This window comes from Microbacterium sp. Ld4, assembly GCF_045066555.1.
Taxonomy (GTDB): domain Bacteria; phylum Actinomycetota; class Actinomycetes; order Actinomycetales; family Microbacteriaceae; genus Microbacterium.
The window spans coordinates 111076-128165 of sequence record NZ_JBISHE010000005.1 but is presented as its reverse complement, the minus strand read 5'-3'; the positions used below and the strand labels follow the sequence as shown (position 1 = coordinate 128165).

At 71.4% G+C, this 17090-nt stretch carries 16 protein-coding genes; 11 read left to right on the top strand and 5 right to left on the bottom strand.

What is annotated here, in order from left to right:
* Positions 1–91 precede the first annotated feature (91 nt).
* A complete protein-coding gene (locus ACJJV7_RS02170) occupies positions 92–1501 on the bottom strand; it encodes a DUF6421 family protein (RefSeq protein WP_405371980.1) in 1410 nt (469 codons plus the stop codon).
* A 138-nt stretch (positions 1502–1639) separates the two neighbouring features.
* On the opposite strand from ACJJV7_RS02170, the gene ACJJV7_RS02165 reads away from it, so the two are divergent.
* The 6 genes from ACJJV7_RS02165 (at position 1640) to ACJJV7_RS02140 (ending at position 7442) form a co-directional block, all read left to right on the top strand.
* Entirely contained in the window at positions 1640–2119 is a 480-nt protein-coding gene (locus ACJJV7_RS02165) for an Lrp/AsnC family transcriptional regulator (protein WP_405372180.1), read from the top strand.
* A gap of 52 nt (positions 2120–2171) precedes the next feature.
* Complete coding sequence (locus ACJJV7_RS02160) at positions 2172–3131, top strand: diacylglycerol/lipid kinase family protein (RefSeq protein WP_405371979.1); 960 nt, start codon at positions 2172–2174, stop codon at positions 3129–3131.
* Between the two features lie 108 nt (positions 3132–3239).
* A complete protein-coding gene (locus ACJJV7_RS02155; protein ID WP_405371978.1) occupies positions 3240–4442 on the top strand; it encodes a sensor histidine kinase in 1203 nt (400 codons plus the stop codon).
* The gene (locus ACJJV7_RS02150) at positions 4439–5080 is read left to right on the top strand and encodes a response regulator (RefSeq protein WP_405371977.1); all 642 of its coding nucleotides are present in this window, start codon (positions 4439–4441) and stop codon (positions 5078–5080) included. The genes ACJJV7_RS02155 and ACJJV7_RS02150 overlap by 4 nt, the downstream gene beginning before the upstream one ends.
* Positions 5081–5184: 104 nt before the next feature.
* Positions 5185–5946 carry an ABC transporter ATP-binding protein gene (locus tag ACJJV7_RS02145; RefSeq protein ID WP_405371976.1) on the top strand — a complete coding sequence of 254 codons (762 nt, stop codon included), beginning with the start codon at positions 5185–5187 and terminating at the stop codon, positions 5944–5946.
* A 26-nt stretch (positions 5947–5972) separates the two neighbouring features.
* Positions 5973–7442 (top strand): FtsX-like permease family protein, encoded by a 1470-nt coding sequence (locus ACJJV7_RS02140; protein WP_405372178.1) that lies wholly within the window; start codon positions 5973–5975, stop codon positions 7440–7442.
* A 19-nt stretch (positions 7443–7461) separates the two neighbouring features.
* On the opposite strand, the gene ACJJV7_RS02135 is transcribed toward ACJJV7_RS02140, so the two are convergent.
* Complete coding sequence (locus ACJJV7_RS02135; protein WP_405371975.1) at positions 7462–7971, bottom strand: hypothetical protein; 510 nt, start codon at positions 7969–7971, stop codon at positions 7462–7464.
* A gap of 126 nt (positions 7972–8097) precedes the next feature.
* Between ACJJV7_RS02135 and ACJJV7_RS02130 the strand changes: the two genes are divergently transcribed.
* Together ACJJV7_RS02130 and ACJJV7_RS02125 are read left to right on the top strand one after the other, a co-directional pair.
* Positions 8098–10560: a glycoside hydrolase family 3 N-terminal domain-containing protein gene (locus ACJJV7_RS02130; protein ID WP_405371974.1), complete on the top strand. Its 2463-nt coding sequence runs from the start codon at positions 8098–8100 to the stop codon at positions 10558–10560.
* Entirely contained in the window at positions 10557–11198 is a 642-nt protein-coding gene (locus ACJJV7_RS02125; protein WP_405371973.1) for a 2-phosphosulfolactate phosphatase, read from the top strand. Before ACJJV7_RS02130 ends, ACJJV7_RS02125 begins: the two co-directional genes overlap by 4 nt.
* Positions 11199–11221: 23 nt before the next feature.
* Here the strand turns inward: ACJJV7_RS02125 and ACJJV7_RS02120 are convergent, their stop codons facing one another.
* From ACJJV7_RS02120 to ACJJV7_RS02110, 3 genes are all read right to left on the bottom strand, one after another.
* On the bottom strand, positions 11222–11710 hold the full coding sequence (locus tag ACJJV7_RS02120) for a SprT-like domain-containing protein (protein WP_405371972.1): 489 nt from the start codon (positions 11708–11710) through the stop codon (positions 11222–11224).
* Between the two features lie 29 nt (positions 11711–11739).
* Positions 11740–12267, bottom strand: coding sequence for a hypothetical protein (locus ACJJV7_RS02115; RefSeq protein ID WP_405371971.1), 528 nt, complete (start codon positions 12265–12267; stop codon positions 11740–11742).
* 83 nt (positions 12268–12350) lie between these two features.
* The gene (locus tag ACJJV7_RS02110) at positions 12351–13214 is read right to left on the bottom strand and encodes a spermidine synthase (RefSeq protein ID WP_405371970.1); all 864 of its coding nucleotides are present in this window, start codon (positions 13212–13214) and stop codon (positions 12351–12353) included.
* 147 nt (positions 13215–13361) lie between these two features.
* On the opposite strand from ACJJV7_RS02110, the gene ACJJV7_RS02105 reads away from it, so the two are divergent.
* The 3 genes from ACJJV7_RS02105 (at position 13362) to ACJJV7_RS02095 (ending at position 17077) form a co-directional block, all read left to right on the top strand.
* Positions 13362–15032: an ABC transporter substrate-binding protein gene (locus ACJJV7_RS02105; protein WP_405371969.1), complete on the top strand. Its 1671-nt coding sequence runs from the start codon at positions 13362–13364 to the stop codon at positions 15030–15032.
* An 84-nt stretch (positions 15033–15116) separates the two neighbouring features.
* Entirely contained in the window at positions 15117–16121 is a 1005-nt protein-coding gene (locus ACJJV7_RS02100; protein ID WP_405371968.1) for an ABC transporter permease, read from the top strand.
* On the top strand, positions 16118–17077 hold the full coding sequence (locus tag ACJJV7_RS02095) for an ABC transporter permease (RefSeq protein ID WP_405371967.1): 960 nt from the start codon (positions 16118–16120) through the stop codon (positions 17075–17077). The genes ACJJV7_RS02100 and ACJJV7_RS02095 overlap by 4 nt, the downstream gene beginning before the upstream one ends.
* Positions 17078–17090 lie beyond the last annotated feature (13 nt).

The following is a 17090-nucleotide window of genomic DNA, read 5'->3' as shown; positions in this document are numbered from 1 at the left end:
GCCACGGCGCCGCCGCTGTCGTCGCGGGATGCCGCGGGAGGGGTCACCGGTTCGGGGTGACCCCTCCTTTCGCGGCGCGTCGCCGGGCGCGTCAGTCGTCGGCGCGGATGCCGGCCGTCGAGGCGATCACGGGACGCATCTTCTTCTCGAGCGCCTCGAAGAACATCGACAGCGGGAACTCGTCGTCGAGGACGGCGTCGGTGTAGCCCTTCGGCGGCCCTGCGAGGATCTCATCCGAGAGCCCGCGCGCCCAGGCCGAGGCGGGGTGCGGCGTGACCGTGGCGCGGACGAGGTCGTACGCGGCCAGCCAGTGAGCGACCTTCGGCCGGTCGATCGACTCCCAGTAGAGCCGGTCGATCGCGTCGGCGAGAGCGACGACGGCATCCGGAACACGATCCCATTCGAAGGCGAGCGAGGTGTCGGTCCAGTGCAGCACCCCGCGACGGTGCAACCAGGCGAACAGCAGCTGCCCGCCCAGCCCGTCGTAGTTGCGCACGCGGGTGCCGGTGATCGCGAAGCGGAAGATCCGGTCGAAGATCACGGCGTACTGCACGAGCGTCGCGTGTTCGAGCGTCTCCGCCTCCACCGGGGTGAGGTCGGTGCGGGCCGACAGCTCGCGCTGCATGTTCACGCACTCCCGGAACGCGGTGAGGTCGCACCGAAGCTCCTCGAGCGAGTAGAGGAAGTACGGCATCCGCTGCTTGATCATGAACGGGTCGAACGGCAGATCGCCGCGCATGTGGGTGCGATCGTGCACGATGTCCCACAGCACGAAGGTCTTCTCGGTCAGCGCCTGGTCATCGAGCAGGCGGGCCGCGTCGGCCGGCAGGTCGAGGCGGGTGATCTCGGATGCCGCCCGGACCACGCGCCGGTAGCGTGCCGCTTCGCGGTCCTGGAAGATCGCGCCCCACGTGAAGCTCGGCACCTCGCGCATCGCGACCGTCTCGGGGAACAGCACGGCGGAGTTGGTGTCGTAGCCGGGGGTGAAGTCGAGGAGACGGAGCGACACGAACAGGCGGTTCGAGTAGGTCTGCTCGACGGCGGCGATGAACTCGGGCCAGATCACCTCGACGAGGACCGCCTCGACCTTTCGGTCGCGGGTGCCGTTCTGGGTGTACATCGGGAAGACCACGAGGTGGCGGAGCCCGTCGATCCGGTGCTGCTGAGGCTGGAACGCCAGGAGCGAGTCGAGGAAGTCGGGTACGGTGAAGCCGGCCTCGGCCCACCGTTCGAAGTCGGCGACGCTCGCACGGAGGTAGTCCTCGTCGTGCGGGAACGCGGGAGTGAGAGCCCGGATGCCGCGGATCATCGTTCCGACGGCGCCCCGCGCCTGGTCGTGGTCGGCGGGGTCGGGGATCGATCCGTCGGCGACCTGCAGCGACTGGAGCATGATCGCGGCGCCCTTGACCGCCTGCCAGGCGGCGGAGTCCACCGCGTCGCCGGCGTCTTCGACGACCTCGGGCATTCCGATGATCGTCGCGGGTGTGGTGACGGTGCTCATGGTGGACCTCCCAACGGTGTCGATGCCGCGCGTCCTCGATCTGGACGGCAGTCGGGCGATTCTACGGGAAAGTTTCCTGTCTACGCATCCCTGAACCGAACAGATCGACTGCCGAGGCCGGTGCGGTACCGTCGAGGCGTGCCTCTCGACGACTCCTCGCCCGCGCCGGCCCTCGGCGACGCGGTCGACGCCGCCCTCGTCGGCGAGCTCTCGGTGAACGCCCGCGCCACGCTCGCCGACCTCTCCGCCGTCACGGGGTTGTCCGTCTCGGCGACGCAGGCTCGCGTCCGCCGGCTCGAATCCCGAGGGGTCATCACCGGGTACCGGGCGATCGTCGACCCCGAAGCGGTCGGCAAGCCGCTCGCCGCATTCATCGAGATCACCCCGCTCGACCCGGGTCAGCCCGACAACGCCCCCGAGCTGATCGCCCATCTCCACGAGATCGAGGCGTGCCATTCCGTCGCCGGCGATGCCGCGTACATGCTGTTCGTCCGAGTGGCCACCCCGCGCGACCTCGAGCGGCTGATCCGCGACATCCGCGCGGCGGCCTCCGTGGGCACCCGCACGACGATCGTGCTGCAGTCGTTCTTCGAGCACCGCCCCGTCGCGACCTCCTGACCAGCCTGTCAAGAGGGCGAGCCGCGGCGGAGGTGCGAACTAGCCTCGACGGATGACCGAGAACACTGCTGCCGGGTCCGAGGTGTTCGTCGTCGCCAACAGCCGCTCCGGCGCATCGCTGGGCCGACCGGATCGCGTCCCCGATGTGAGACGCCGTCTTCCGGGCGCGACCGTCCACCAGCTCGCCGAGGACGAGACGCTCGACGACGCGGTCGCCGCGGCGATGGCGGCGGACTCTCCGCCGACGGTCCTCGGCATCCTCGGCGGAGACGGGTCGGTCTCGCGGGCGGCGCACCTCGCCCGCGCCCACGACGTGACCCTTCTCGTCCTCCCGAATGGCACGTTCAACCACTTCGCGCGCTCGGCGGGCATCGACGACGTCGAGGCGGGCCTCTCGGCCTACATCGATGGCAAGATCCGAACCGTCGCCGTCGCGGAGGTCGCCGTCGACGACGACGAGCCGCTCACCGTGCTCAACGCCGTCTCGCTCGGCGCGTATCCCGAACTCCTCGCCGAGCGGGAGCGGCGCTCCAGCCTCGGCAAGTGGTGGGGAGGCGCCGTGGCGGCGTGGCGCGAGCTGCACGGCGCCCACCGTGTCGGAGTCGTGCGGGGCGGTCGCCGCGCCACGGTCTGGTCGGTGTTCATCGGTGTGGGCCGCAACGACCCCGGCCGGGTCGCAACGATGCAGCGGGCGACGCTCGGCGACGCGGTGCTCGACGTGCGCCTCCACCACGCGCGCGGCACACGTGCCCGGGCGGTCGCCTCGCTCGCCTTCGGCCGGCGCTCGGTCGCGGTGCTGCGCGCCCTCCGGCTGATGCCCCCGGCATCCGACATCGAGCGGATCGTCGAGGGCGACTTCGAGATCGCGGTCCAGCCCGGCGGCGCCCCCGATCTATGGGTGCACGACGGCGAACTCGAGGAGCTCCGCGTCGACGGGTTCCGCCTGCGGGTGCGCGCCGTGCCCGACGGGCTGCGCGTCTACGTGCCGCGCGCCGACGCCGCGCGCGGCTGACGCGGGCCGGTTCCGCTGCGGACGGCACCGGCCCGGCACCCGCCATCCGGTCACGGATACATCGCAAGAGGGATGCCGCAGCGCGGCCGGGCGCGTAGCGTCGATCGGGTGTTCCGTCGCCTCCGCCCGTTCCAGATCGTCGTCGACGTGTCGGTGGCGCTCGTCTTCGGGCTGATCGCGATCCCGGCGGAGCTGGGCATCGACATGCAGCTGCCGGGGGCCCGGATCTCCGCCGTGCTCCTCGTCGTCTCCATGACGGCGGCCCTCGGCATCCGCCGGCTGTCGCCGGGCCTTGCGCTCGCCGTCGCGTGGGCCGGTGCGCTCATGCAGATGGGCTTCGGGCGCTCGCCCGGATTCGCCGACCTCGCCATCTTCGCCGTGCTGTTCGCCACCGCCGCGTACGGGGGTCGGGTCGTGTTCTGGGCGGGCTTCGGCTCGGTGATCGTCGGCGCCGGCGCGATCACCGTCTATCTGTTCCGCTTCATGTTCGGGCCGCAGGCGGGCTTGTCGGACATCCCGACGGCCGTCTTCGTCCTCATCGCCGCGCTGTTCGCCCTCGGGCTCGCCTGGACGGCGGGTGCCCTGGTGCGCACCGCCATCCGCGCGCGTGCCACCCGCGCCGCGCAGAGCCGTGCCGAAGCGGAGACCGCCGCCGAGCAGGAGCGCACCCGCATCGCGCGCGACATGCACGACATCGTCGCCCACTCGCTCGCGGTGATCATCGCCCAGTCCGACGGGGCGCGGTACGCCGCAGCCGCCGACCCCGAGGCGCAGACGCAGGCCCTCGGGACGATCTCCTCGACGGCCCGCGCGGCGCTGTCGGACGTCCGCCTCCTGCTCACGCAGCTCCGTCACAGCCAGACCGAGGGGCCGCAGCCCACGCTCGCCGACCTCGAGCAGCTCTATGCGCAGGTTCGTGCGGCGGGCGTCGCGCTGCGCGTCGACGTCGATCCGGCGCCGCACGGCGAGGTCGCCGCGTCGGTGCAGCTCGCGGTGTACCGGATCCTGCAGGAGGCGCTCACGAACGCCCTCCGTCACGGCGGCGGCACGGTCGACGTCGCCCTCGCCTGGCACCCTGACCGGGTCGAACTGTCGGTGCGCAATCCCGTGTCCATCGACGCGCCGGCCGACCGCCGGCCGCCGGGCCACGGCCTCATCGGCATGCGCGAGCGCGCGCAGCTCATCGGCGGCAGCCTCGACGCAGCCCCCGAGAACGGCGTCTTCACCGTGGCCGCGTCGCTGCCGTGCGGGCCGGTGACCGTCGACACGGATGCCGGTGCGCCGGGTCACACCGAGGGGAGCGTCCGATGAGCGTCATCCGCGTGGTCCTGGTCGACGACCAGGCGCTGTTCCGTGCCGGCATCCGCATGGTCATCGCCTCGCAGCCCGACCTCGAGGTCGTCGGCGAGGCGGCCGACGGCCGGCAGGCGCTCGAGGTGATTCGGCAGACCCGTCCCGACGTCGTGCTGATGGACATCCGGATGCCGGTGATGGACGGCCTGACGGCGACGGCCGCGCTCCTGGCCGACCCCGACCCGCCGCGCGTCGTCATGTTGACGACGTTCGACCTCGACGAGGCGGCGGCCCGGGCCATTCAGCAGGGCGCGAGCGGCTTCCTGCTGAAGGATGCCGACCCCGAGTTCCTTCTCGCCGCGATCCGCACCGTCCACTCGGGGTCGTCGGTCATCGCCGCCGCCGCGACCCGCCAGCTCTTCGCGAACCTCGGCGGGCCCACGCAGCCGGTGCCGCCGTCGTACGGCGGGCTCACCGACCGAGAGCGCGAGATCTTCGCCCTCGCGGCGCGGGGCCTGTCGAACTCCGAGATCGCCGCCCGGGAGTTCCTGTCCGAGGCGACGGTGAAGACGCACGTCAGCCGCATCCTCGGCAAACTCGGCCTCCGCGACCGGGTGCAGCTCGTCGTCTTCGCCTTCGAGCACGGCCTCGCCTGACGCGCCGGCCGGCCCGGCCGCGCCGCGACGTCATCCTTGCGATGTACGCGGCAGCGACCCGAGGCCGACGCGGCGTGCCGGACGGGATTCGTAACGTCGGAGACATGCAGATCACGACGACCGACATGGGCCTCGCCGCCCGCGTCCAGAACCTCACCAAGACCTACGGCGCCGGCGAATCGGCCGTGCGGGCCCTCGATGACGTCACCGTCGGCATCCGCCGGGGCGAGTTCACCGCCATCATGGGCCCGTCCGGCTCGGGCAAGTCGACGCTCATGCACATCATGGCCGGGCTCGACGCCCCCGCCTCGGGGCGTGTGTGGATCGGCGACACCGACATCACCGGCCTCACCGACATCGACCTCACGATCCTCCGCCGACGCCGCGTCGGATTCGTCTTCCAGGCGTTCAACCTCGTGCCGACCCTCGACGCGATCGGCAACATCCTGCTGCCGTTCGACCTCGACGGGCGCCGGCCGACCGCCCTCGAGCGTTCGCGCATCGACGGCCTCATCGAGTCCCTCGGTCTGACCGACCGGCTGCGGCACCGCCCGCACGAGCTGTCGGGCGGTCAGCAGCAGCGCGTCGCGATCGCCCGTGCGCTCGCGACCGCGCCCGACCTCGTGTTCGCCGACGAGCCGACCGGCAACCTCGACTCCCGGTCGAGCCGCGAGGTGCTGGCGCTGCTGGCGGCGGCGAGCCGTGAGCACGGTCAGTCGATCGCGATGGTCACTCACGATCCGGTCGCCGCGTCCTTCGCCGACCGCGTGCTCTTCCTCGGCGACGGGCGCATCGTCGCCGACAAGCCGAAGCAGACGGCCGAGCAGGTCTCCGCGCACATGCTCGCCGCCGAGGTGACGGCGTGAGCGCCCCGGTGACGCCGTCCGAGCGGATGCCGGCTCCCGCCGCCTCCGCGGAGGCGACGCCGCAGAGCGCATCTCGCCGCCGGTTCCGGCTCGCCTGGCTTCGCGAGCGGGGCATGGGGGCGACGATCCTCGTGTCGGCGATCTCGACGGCCTTCGGCGTCGCCCTCCTCACGGCGACGGGCTACATCTCGAGCGTGTTCGCGGCGACGGAGGGCTACGGCGACTCCGCGACCATGGTGGCCGTGCTGGCGCTGATGAGCGGCATCCTTCTCGCCGTCGCGATCTACGTCGCGGCCATCGTCACGGCGAACACGTTCTCGACGATCATCGCGGGGCGCACGCGCCGCATCGCGCTCCTGCGGCTGATCGGTGCCACGGCCCGCTCGCAGCGCGCCGAGGTCGCGCGTCAGGGAGTCATCGTCGGCGCGCTCGGCGCGGCCGTCGGGCTCGTGCTCGGGGCGGCAGCGGCAGCCATCGCGGTGCCCCTGCTCGACGACGCTCTCGGCACGTCGTCGGGCTACGGCGTCCTGCAGCCCGCCCTCGTCATCCCCGCCGTCGCCGTCGCCCTCACGACGTGGGGCGCTGCCTGGTCGGGATCGCGGCGCGTGCTCGCGGTCACCCCGCTGCAAGCGCTCGGCGGATCGGTCGAGAAGACGCACGAGGAGCTCACCCGGCACCGGGGCCGCCGCATCGCGGTCGTCGCGCTGAGCGTGGTCGGCGTCGCCCTCATGGTCGGCGGCATCCTGTTCGGGATGCTGACCCCGCTCGGCGTGCTGGTGGCCTTCTTCGGCGGACTCTTCTCCTTCACGGCGCTGACCTTCGGGGCGCCGGTGCTCCTGCCGCGGATGCTGCGGGCGAGCGGCCGGCTCTTCGGCCGGTCGGTGACGGCCCGCCTGGCCGCGCAGAATGCGGTGCGGTACCCGGAACGGTCGAGCCGCATGGCCATCGGCGTCGTCATGGGCGTCGCGCTCGTGGTGATGTTCGCGGTCGCCGCCGAATCGGCCAAGGCGCTCGTCGCCGCATCGGGCGGGGGCCGGCCCGACCCCGCGTTCGATCAGATGATGGACACCTTCTCGACCGTGATGATGGGCCTCGTCGCCGTGAGCGCCGTGATCGCGGCGGTCGGCCTCGTGAACCTCCTGACGATCGGGGTGGTGCAGCGGCGCCGCGAGCTCGGTCTGCTGCGCGCCCTCGGGCTCACCGCGCCGCAGATCCGGCGGATGGTCCTCATCGAGGCCGCGCACGTCACCGTGACCGCGCTCGCGTTCGGCATCGTGCTGGGCGTGCTCTACGGCTGGGTCGCGGCGCAGTCGCTGCTCGGGTCGGTGGCCATGCCGCCGCTGTGGATGTCGCCGACCTTCGTCGCCCCGGCGATCCCGTGGCTTCCGGTCGGAGTCGTCATGGCCGCCACCGCGGTCCTGACGCTCGTCGCCGCCGTCGCGCCGACCCGCATCGCCACGCGGACGGTCCCCGTCGAAGCGCTCGCCGCGGCGTGATCAGGCCGGCCGGCCCGCCTCACTCTCCGGAGGGGGCGGGCTCCGGCTCGTACGACCAGGTCGGGGCGAGGGCGCGGAGCCGCAGGCCGCGGTACTGCCACGTCGCCCACAGCATCGGCCACAGCGGCAGGGCTGCGGCGCCGCCGACCACGAGCCGGTCGCGCCAGAGCGTCTTCGTCGGGTCGCCCGGCGCCTCGCTTACGGCCATCTGGTGATCCCAGACATCGAGCGCCGCGAGCGGCCCGGTGAGGGGGATGCCGCTGTCGCGGAAGATGCGCACCGGTCCGCGCGAATCGGTGGTGTGCCGGTCCTCGACGTGGATGAGCTGCCGGCCGAGCGGCACGCCGCCCAGGGCCGAGAGCTGCACCGGCATGTCGGTGCCCGGCTCGAGCGACGTGGGCGGGTCGGATTCGAGCGGGGACATCGCCAGGAGCGGTCCGTAGAGCTCGGCGACCGCCCGCGGGGAGTGGAGTGCGCGCCACGCGGCATCCGGAGTGCAGTCGAGCGTGAGCTTGAGGAGGATGCGCATGGATCGAGTCTCGCACTCGGGGCCTTCGGTCCGATACGCTGGGAGCGCTCCCACGGACATGCGGTTCGTGATGACACCGGCGCGGCCACCGCCGCCCGCCCGCCCCACGTCCTCCGAGGAGAACCCATGACGCTCGATCCCGCCATCGAGTCCGGAGACCGCTCGCACACCCTCGCCCCGGTCGAGTCGGTCGCGCAGATCTCGACGCTGCTGCTCGACACCGACCCGACGCTCGATCCGGCCCTCGCCGGGATCGCGCGTCAGGCCGCCGCCGAAGGCGCCGTGCTCCTCCGCAACGACGGCACGCTGCCCCTGCGAGAGGCGGCCGTGGCGGTGTTCGGTCGCGTCCAGATCGACTGGTTCGCCGTCGGCTACGGATCGGGCGGCGACGTCAAGGTGCCCTACATCTGGAACCTCCTCGCGGGTCTCCGCGACGCCGGCGTGCGCGTCGACGACGAGCTCGCCGAGATCTACGCGTCGTGGACCGCCGTCAACCGGCCGACGTTCACGGCGACGTGGGGCCAGTGGCCGCATCACTTCCCCGAGATGCCGCTCGAGCCCGGGGTCGTCCGGGCGGCCGCGTCGCGCGCCGAGACCGCGATCGTCGTGATCGGTCGCGCCGCCGGTGAGGCGCGGGAGAGCGTCCTCGAGCCCGGCAGCTACTACCTCACCGGCGACGAGCGCGCCCTTCTCGACGAGGTCACGGCGCACTTCGCCCGCACCGTCGTCGTCCTCGACGCCGGCAACGTGATGGACCTCTCCTGGTTGGGCGACTACGGCGATCGCATCGGCGCCGTCCTCTACGCCTGGCAGGGCGGAATGGAGGGCGCGCGCGCCGTTGCCGGCGTCCTGGCGGGCGAGATTGCGCCGAGCGGCAAGCTCACCGACACGATCGCCCGCGAATACGCCGACTACCCCAGCGCCTCGAACTTCGGCGACCCCGACGTCAACGTCTACGTCGAGGACGTCTTCGTCGGCTACCGCTACTTCGAGACCTTCTCGCCCGAGCGCGTGCTCTTCCCGTTCGGGTTCGGACTCGGCTACACGACCTTCGACGTGACGGTCGTCGACGAGGTCGCGGACGCCGGTGTCCTCCGGCTCGAGGTCGAGGTCGCCAACACGGGCGCCGCCGCCGGCAAAGAGGTCGTGCAGGTCTACACGAGCGCGCCCGCCGGCCGTCTCGGCACTCCCGCCCGCCACCTCGCGGCGTTCGCGAAGACCGTGCTCCTCCAGCCCGGCGAGACCGTGCGGGTGCAGCTCGAGGTGCGCCTCGACGACCTCGCCTCGTATGACGACTCCGGGGTGACCGGGCACCGCAGCTGCTGGGTGCTCGAGCCCGGCGAGTACGCCGTGCTGCTCGGCACCGACGTCCGCTCCGCCGCGCAGGTCGCGTCGTTCGAGGTCGCCGAGGTGCAGGTCGTCGAGCGGCTCACCGAGGCCGCCGCACCCGCCGTGCCCTTCGACCGGATCACGCGAGGGACGGATGCCGGTGGCGCAGCCGTCGTCGCCCACGAGCCCGTCCCGACCGCGACCGTCTCCCGCGCCGAGCGCATTCTCGACGGGCTGCCGGCGGAGACGGCGCCGACGGAAGACCTCGGCATCGTGCTCGACGACGTGGCATCCGGCGCCGCGACCCTCGACGCGTTCGTCGCCCAGCTGTCTGACGACGAGCTCGCGCTCCTCGCCCGCGGCGACGTCACGATGCACAGCCCGCTCGGTGCGCCCGGCAATGCCGGCGTGCTCGGCGGCGTGTCGGAGTCGCTCCGCGCGAAGGGCGTCCGGCCCATCACGACGACCGACGGACCGAGCGGCATCCGCCTCTCCGCCTACGCGTCGCTGCTGCCGTCGGGCACCGCGCTCGCCTCGACGTGGAACACGACCCTGGTCGAGGAGCTCGCCGCCCTCCACGGCCAGGAGATGCTCCGCAAGGGCTCGGACGTGCTCCTGAGCCCGGGAATGAACATCCACCGCGACCCGCTGTGCGGCCGCAACTTCGAGTACTTCAGCGAGGACCCGCTCGTCACGGGACGCATGGCCGCCGCCGTCGTCCGGGGCGTCCAGGCATCCGGCGCATCGGCCTGCCCCAAGCACTTCGCGGCCAACAACCAGGAGACCAACCGCACGCGCAACGACTCGCGCGTGTCGGAGCGCGCGCTGCGCGAGATCTACCTGCGCGGCTTCGAGATCTGCATCCGCGAGGCGCAGCCGAAGACGATCATGACGTCGTACAACCAGATCAACGGCGTCTGGGCGCACTACCACCACGATCTCGTGACGGTCGTGCTGCGTGAGCAGTGGGGTTACGACGGGCTCATCATCACCGACTGGTGGATGGAGGATGCCGTCGACCCCGACTTCCCGGCCCTCGAGGACAGCGCGTACCGCGTGCGGGCGCAGGTCGACGTGCTCATGCCCGGTGGTGTGAAGACCGACGCCGGCCCGCAGGACTACGCCGACGACACGATCCTCGCATCGCTCGCGCGCCCCGACGGGCTCACGCGCGGCGAGCTGCAGCGGACGGCGCGCAACGTGCTGCGCCTCGTCCTCGCGCTCATGCCGGTCGTCGATTCTCGTACGCTGGTCGGATGACCGCGAGCCCCTTCGACCAGTCCCGCTATCAGCTGCGATTCGACTGGGGCCTCGAGGGGCTGCGGCGTCTCGCCCCCGCCGACATCGTGATCGTGGTCGATGTGCTGCGGTTCTCGTCGACGGTGTCGGCGCGTGTCGCGACGGGCGAGGCGGTGCCGCACGACGACGCCGCTCACGCCGTCTCCCTGAACGGTGCCGCCGTCGCGACGGCCGCAGCCGACGCGGATGCCGTGGTGTTCCTCGGGTGCCTGCGAAACGCGGCGGCGGTCGCCCGCGCCGTGCTCGCGGAGCAGAACCGGCGCGCAGCGCGGACGAGCGTCAGCGTCATCGCCGCCGGCGAGCTCTCTGGGCGCGGCGCGGAGGCCGTCCTCCGCTTCTCCGTCGAGGATCAGCTCGGCGCGGGAGCGGTGCTGGGAGCGCTCGAGGCCCTCGGGCTCGATCACTCCTCACCCGAGGCGGCGGCCGCGTCGGAATCCTTCCGCGGCCTGCGGGCCGCCGCACGGCACCTGCTCACCGCGAGCGGCTCGGGCCAGGAGCTGCTCGAGCGGGACCGTCGCGCCGAGGTGCTCGCGGCCGCCGACCACGACGCCGACGACGCGGTCCCCGTGCTGCGCGGCGGCGTGTGGACGGCCTACTGACCCACGGCGGGAAACGACGGCCCCTAGCGCGGCTGGAGTGCCGCACGACGCGCTGCCGCCGTGATCTCGCGCCGGCGCCAGGTGAAGAGGTGCCGTTCGTCGAAGGTCGGCGCGCAGACCGCGCACGAGGTCGCCCGCGTCGCCTGGCGGTGGCGATAGGCGACATGCCCGGCGGGGCACACACCGACCCAGGGGGCGAGCTCGTTCGCCGTCTCGCCGCGGTGCGTGACGCCGCCGGTGTACCCGAGCGACCGCGCGATGCGCTTCCACTCCGCCCCGTGACCGGCCGCGGGGCCGGCGAGGGCGTGCGCGATCTCGTGCAGGATCGTCTGACGGTTCGTGGCGTCGTCGTAGCGGGCCGAGAGGTACCGAGACAGGGTGATCCGCTTGCGGAGGTAGTCGCATGCGCCCGCCCGCCGTTTCGCGTTGTCGAACGCGAACGACCACGTCGCGTCGAGATGCACCTGCAGCAGCGTCTCCGCTTCGCGGCGGACGTCGACGAGATCGGTCATGGGGCGACGGTACGGCGGGGGTGGGACACTCAGCTGGCGACGGATGCTCCGGCGCGGCGCCGGTCGGCGGCGTCGATCGCGAGCAGCGAGGACTCGAGCTGATCCTCGGGGGCGCCGGCCTCCTGGCGGAGGAAGAGCGCCTTCTTGAAGTCGGCCCGTGCGGCGCCGAAGTCACCGGAGTCGAAGTAGGTCTTGCCGCGGTGCTGGTAGCCGAAAGCGGCGAGGGATGCCCAGCCCTGGCCCTCCGCCTCCTCCACGCACATGTTCAGCTCGTGCACCGCCGCCGCGTAGGCGCCGCGGAACTGCTGCACGGTGGCGTGCAGCACGCGGGCCCGCAGGAGGTCTTTGCGGGTGCCGGCCATGCGCGCGAGCCGCACGGCCTGCTCCGACACGACGAGCGAATCGTCGAGGCGGCCGAGCACCTTCAGCAGCCAGACGCGCTCGAGCATCGCGGCGAGGCTGCGCTGTTCGCCGAGCTCGACCAGACGCTCCTGGCACTGGCGCAGGTCCACGATCTCGCGCAGGGTCTCCGGGTCATATCCCTTGATGAAGCTCACGGCGACTCCTCCCGAACGCGGCCACGTGTGCATCCAGTGTCGCCCGGACGGCCCGCTTTCGAAGACAGGGCGCGCCGCATCCGTCAGCGTTCGAAGACGGATGCCGCCGGTTTCGGCGACGGTGTCGCGTCGGCATCCGTCACGATCCGCGCATCCTTCGAGAACGCCTCGAGCTCGTCGCCGTGGGCGACCTTGGCCGGATGCGGGCCCGCGGCCATGAGCCGGGGCAGCCACTCCATCGGAAGCGGTGACGGTGAGGCGGCGATCACGATGTTGCCGAAGCGTCCGCTCTTCAGCGTGCGCACCTCGGCGAGGACGACCACGTGCTCGAGCACCGACCTCACGGTGGCCACCTGCCGGCGGGCGAACGCGAGCCCGCTGCCGTCGGCGATGTTCACCAGGAGCACGCCGGTGGGAGCGAGGAGACGGGTGAGGATCTCGTAGTACTCGACGCTCGTGATGTGCGCGGGGGTCTGCGCGCCGGCGAACACGTCGGAGACGACGAGGTCGACCTGCCCGAGGAGCCCGGCCGGTAGGCGGGCGGCGACGTCGCGGGCATCGCCGATGCGCACGCGCAGCTGGCCGGTGCGGGGGAGGGGGAGATGCTCGCGGACGAGGTCGACGAGACCCTGCTCGAGCTCGATGACCTGCTGGCGGGAACCGCGACGCGTGTGCTCGACGTATCGCGGCAGCGTCATCGCTCCGGCGCCGAGGTGCACCGCAGTCAGCGGTTCGCCCGGCTCCCGGAGCTGGTCGATCACGGCGCCCATGCGTGCGATGTACTCGAAGTGGAGGTGCGACGGGTCGTCGAGGTCGACGTGCGACTGGGGCGTCGTCTCGACGATCAGCTCCCACCCGCCGGCGAAGCGACCGGGAATGATCCGCGCGTGCCGCCCGTCGGACAATCGGGCGGAGGGCGGGTCGAGGGGGTCGCGGGAGCGGGCCATTCGTCTACGGTAGCCCGGAGGAAGAAACACGATCGAGATGCAGATGTAACCGCTTGCCGGCATCGCTGCCGGTAGCGTCAGCGGCATCCCCTCGGCGAACGACTGCGTAGTCGGCCGCCGACGAGTCTTATCGGAAGGTGCACAGCAATGCTCCCCATTCACAGGAAGCGGGTGGTCGCGAGTGCTGCGGCACTCGTGATCGGCGCCCTCGCGCTCAGCGCGTGCGGCAGCCAGCGCGGCGGCGACGGCGAGAGCGCCGCGCCCGGCGACGTCGACGGCACGTTCGTGTTCGCGGCATCGGCCGACCCCGCGGGTCTCGACCCCGCGTTCGCGCAGGACGGCGAGACGTTCCGCGTCGCCCGCCAGATCTTCGAGGGCCTCGTCGGCACCGAGCCCGGCACCCCCGACCCGGCGCCGCTCCTGGCCGAGTCGTGGGAGGCATCCGATGACTCGCTCAGCTACACCTTCGAGCTCAAGCCGGAGGTGACGTTCCACGACGGCACCGCGTTCAACGCCGAGGCCGTCTGCGCGAACTTCGAGCGCTGGTACAACTGGGAGGGCCTCGCCGCCAGTGAGGGCGTCGGCTACTACTACAACAAGCTCTTCAAGGGCTACGCGTCCGACCCGGCCGATGCGGTCTACAAGTCGTGCACGCCCGACGGCGAGACCACGGTCACCGTGGCCCTCAACAAGCCGTTCGCCGGCTTCATCCCCGCCCTGTCGCTGCCCGCCTTCTCGATGCAGTCGCCTGCGGCGCTCGAGGAGTTCGGAGCCGACGAGGTCGGCGGAACCGCAGAGGCCCCCACCCAGAGCGAGTACGCGAAGGGCCACCCGGCCGGCACCGGTCCCTACAAGTTCGACGAGTGGGCCGTCGGCGAGCAGGTCACCCTGTCGTCGTACGCCGACTACTGGGGCGAGAAGGGCCAGATCGACGAGATCATCTTCCGCACGATCGACGACCCGACCGCTCGCCGCCAGGCGCTCGAATCCGGTTCGATCGACGGCTACGACCTGGTCGGCCCCGCCGACACGGCCGCTCTCGAAGAAGACGGCTTCAGGATGGTCTCGCGCCCGCCCTTCACGATCCTCTACCTCGCCTTCAACCAGGCCGTCGAGGAGCTGAAGGACCCGAAGGTGCGCGAAGCGCTCTCCTATGCGGTCGACAAGGACGCGCTCATCTCGCAGGTCCTGCCCGAGGGCACGGAACGGGCGACGCAGTTCATGCCCGACTCGGTCAACGGCTACAACCCCGACGTCACGACGTACGAGTACGACCCCGAGAAGGCCAAGGACCTCCTCGCCGAGGCCGGCTACGACGAGTCGAACCCGCTCGAGCTGACCTTCAACTACCCGGTCAACGTCTCGCGCCCGTACATGCCGGACCCCGAGCAGATCTTCACCGTGCTGTCGAAGCAGCTCGAGGCCGTCGGAGTCACCGCCACACCCGAATCGAACGAGTGGGGCGAGTACCTCGACCGCATCACCGGCGGAACCGACCACGGCATCCACCTGCTGGGCTGGACGGGCGACTACAACGACACCGACAACTTCGTCGGCGTCTTCTTCGGACAGCCGTCCGCAGAGTGGGGCTTCGACAACCCGGAGATCTTCGACGCGCTGACCGAGGCCCGCGGCACCGCGGACCCCGCGCAGCAGGCGGCTCAGTACGAGGAGATCAACGAGATGGTCGCCGAGTTCATCCCCGGCGTTCCGCTCGCCCACCCGGCGCCGACCCTGGCCTTCGACCCCCGCGTCAAGAGCTACCCGGCCAGCCCCGTCAACGACGAGGTCTTCACCGGGATCGTCCTCACGAAGTAAGACGTCTCCGTGGCATCCGCCTCCTGACCGGTGCGGGGCGAGGTCCTTCCTCGCCCCGCACCGCCACGACTTGAAAGCGACACCGTGCTGCGAACCATCGGCAACCGGCTTCTGCTGCTGATACCCACCCTGCTCGGCCTGAGCATCCTCCTCTTCTGGTGGGTCCGATCCCTCCGCGGCGGTCCGGCCACCAGCATCCTGGGGGAGAAGGCCACCCCCGAGGCCGTGGAGCGCATCAACGAGCTCTACGGCTTCAACCGGCCGATCATCGAGCAGTACGTCACCTGGCTCGGACGCCTGATCACGGGCGACTTCGGCAGCTCGATCCAGACGGGGCGGCCGGTGGTCGAGGAGTTCCTCCGCCGCTTCCCCGCGACGATCGAGCTCTCTCTCGCCGCCCTGATCATCGCCGTCGGCGTGGGCGTGCCGCTCGGCTACTGGGCTGCTCGCCGGCATGGCAAGATCGCCGATCAGAGCGCCGTCGTCGTGAGCCTCATCGGCATCACCGTCCCGGTGTTCTTCCTCGCGTTCATCTTGAAATACGTCTTCGCCGTCCAGCTCGGCTGGCTGCCGTCCGACGGGCGTCAGGATCCGCGCATCGACGCGACCCACTATACGAACTTCTACGTGCTCGACGGGCTGATCACCGGGGAGTTCGACGCCGCGTGGGATGCCTTCCTGCATCTCCTCCTCCCCGCGCTCGCCCTCGGCACCATTCCGCTGGCGATCATCGTCCGGATCACGCGCGCCTCCGTGCTCGAAGTGCAGAACGCCGACTACGTGCGCACGGGCAAGGCGAAGGGCGTGCCCGGGCCGCTGCTGCGCAACCGCTTCATCCTGCGGAACGCGATGCTGCCGGTCATCACGACGATCGGCCTGCAGGCGGGCCTCCTCCTGTCGGGGGCGATCCTCACCGAGACGGTCTTCGCCTTCCCGGGCATCGGCTCCTTCCTCGCCGGGGCGATCTTCACCCGCGACTACCCCGTGCTCCAGGGCTTCATCATCTTCATCGCGATCGTCTACGCCCTCATCAACCTGCTGGTCGACGTGTCGTACAGCCTGATCGACCCGAGAGTGAGGGTGTCATGAGCGCCAATCTCCCTCCTGCCGCCGGTGGCAGCGCCGCCCAGGACAGCACCGCTCTCGGCGTCTCGACGACCACCGCGGCCGCGCCCAAGGGCGGCTTCTGGCGTGACGTCTTCCAGCGCGTGCGCCGCAGCCCGACCGCCTGGGTCGGCGCCGTCATCGTGCTCCTGTTCGTGCTCGTCGCGATCCTCGCGCCGCTGCTCGCGCCGTTCGGTGAGACCGCACTCCCCGGCGCGCGGGAGATCACCCCGACCTTCATCCCCGGACCGGGCGAGATCCCGGGCTTCCCGCTCGGGCTCGACCGCTTCGGCGGCGACGTGCTCTCCAAGCTCATCTGGGGAGCGCAGTCGTCGCTCGTGATCGGTGTCGTCTCGACGGCCTACGGCCTCATCGGCGGGATGCTGCTGGGCCTGCTCGCGGGCACGTTCGGCGGCTGGGTCGACAACCTCATCATGCGCCTGGTCGACATCCTGCTGTCGGTGCCGAGCCTGCTCCTCGCCGTCTCGATCGCGGCCATCCTCGGACAGAACCAGAACTCGATCATGATCGCGATCGGTGTCGCGCAGGTGCCGATCTTCGCGCGCCTGCTGCGGGCGTCTATGCTGCAGCAGCGCTCATCGGACTACGTCCTGTCGGCGCAGACCCTCGGCCTCGGCCGTGGCCGCATCACGATGACGCACGTCTTGCCGAACGCGGTCGGTCCGGTCATCGTCCAGGGCACTCTGTCGCTCGCGACCGCCGTCATCGACGCCGCCGCGCTGTCGTTCCTCGGTCTCGGCGGCGGCCGCCCCGAGACGGCCGAGTGGGGCCGCATGCTCACCTATGCGCAGGCGGAACTCGCGATCGCCCCCTGGCTCGCGTTCCTGCCCGGCATCTGCATCGCCGTGACCGCGCTCGGCTTCACCCTGTTCGGTGAAGCCCTCCGCGAGGCCATGGACCCCCGCACCCGCGGTCGCTGATCGGCACGCCCGC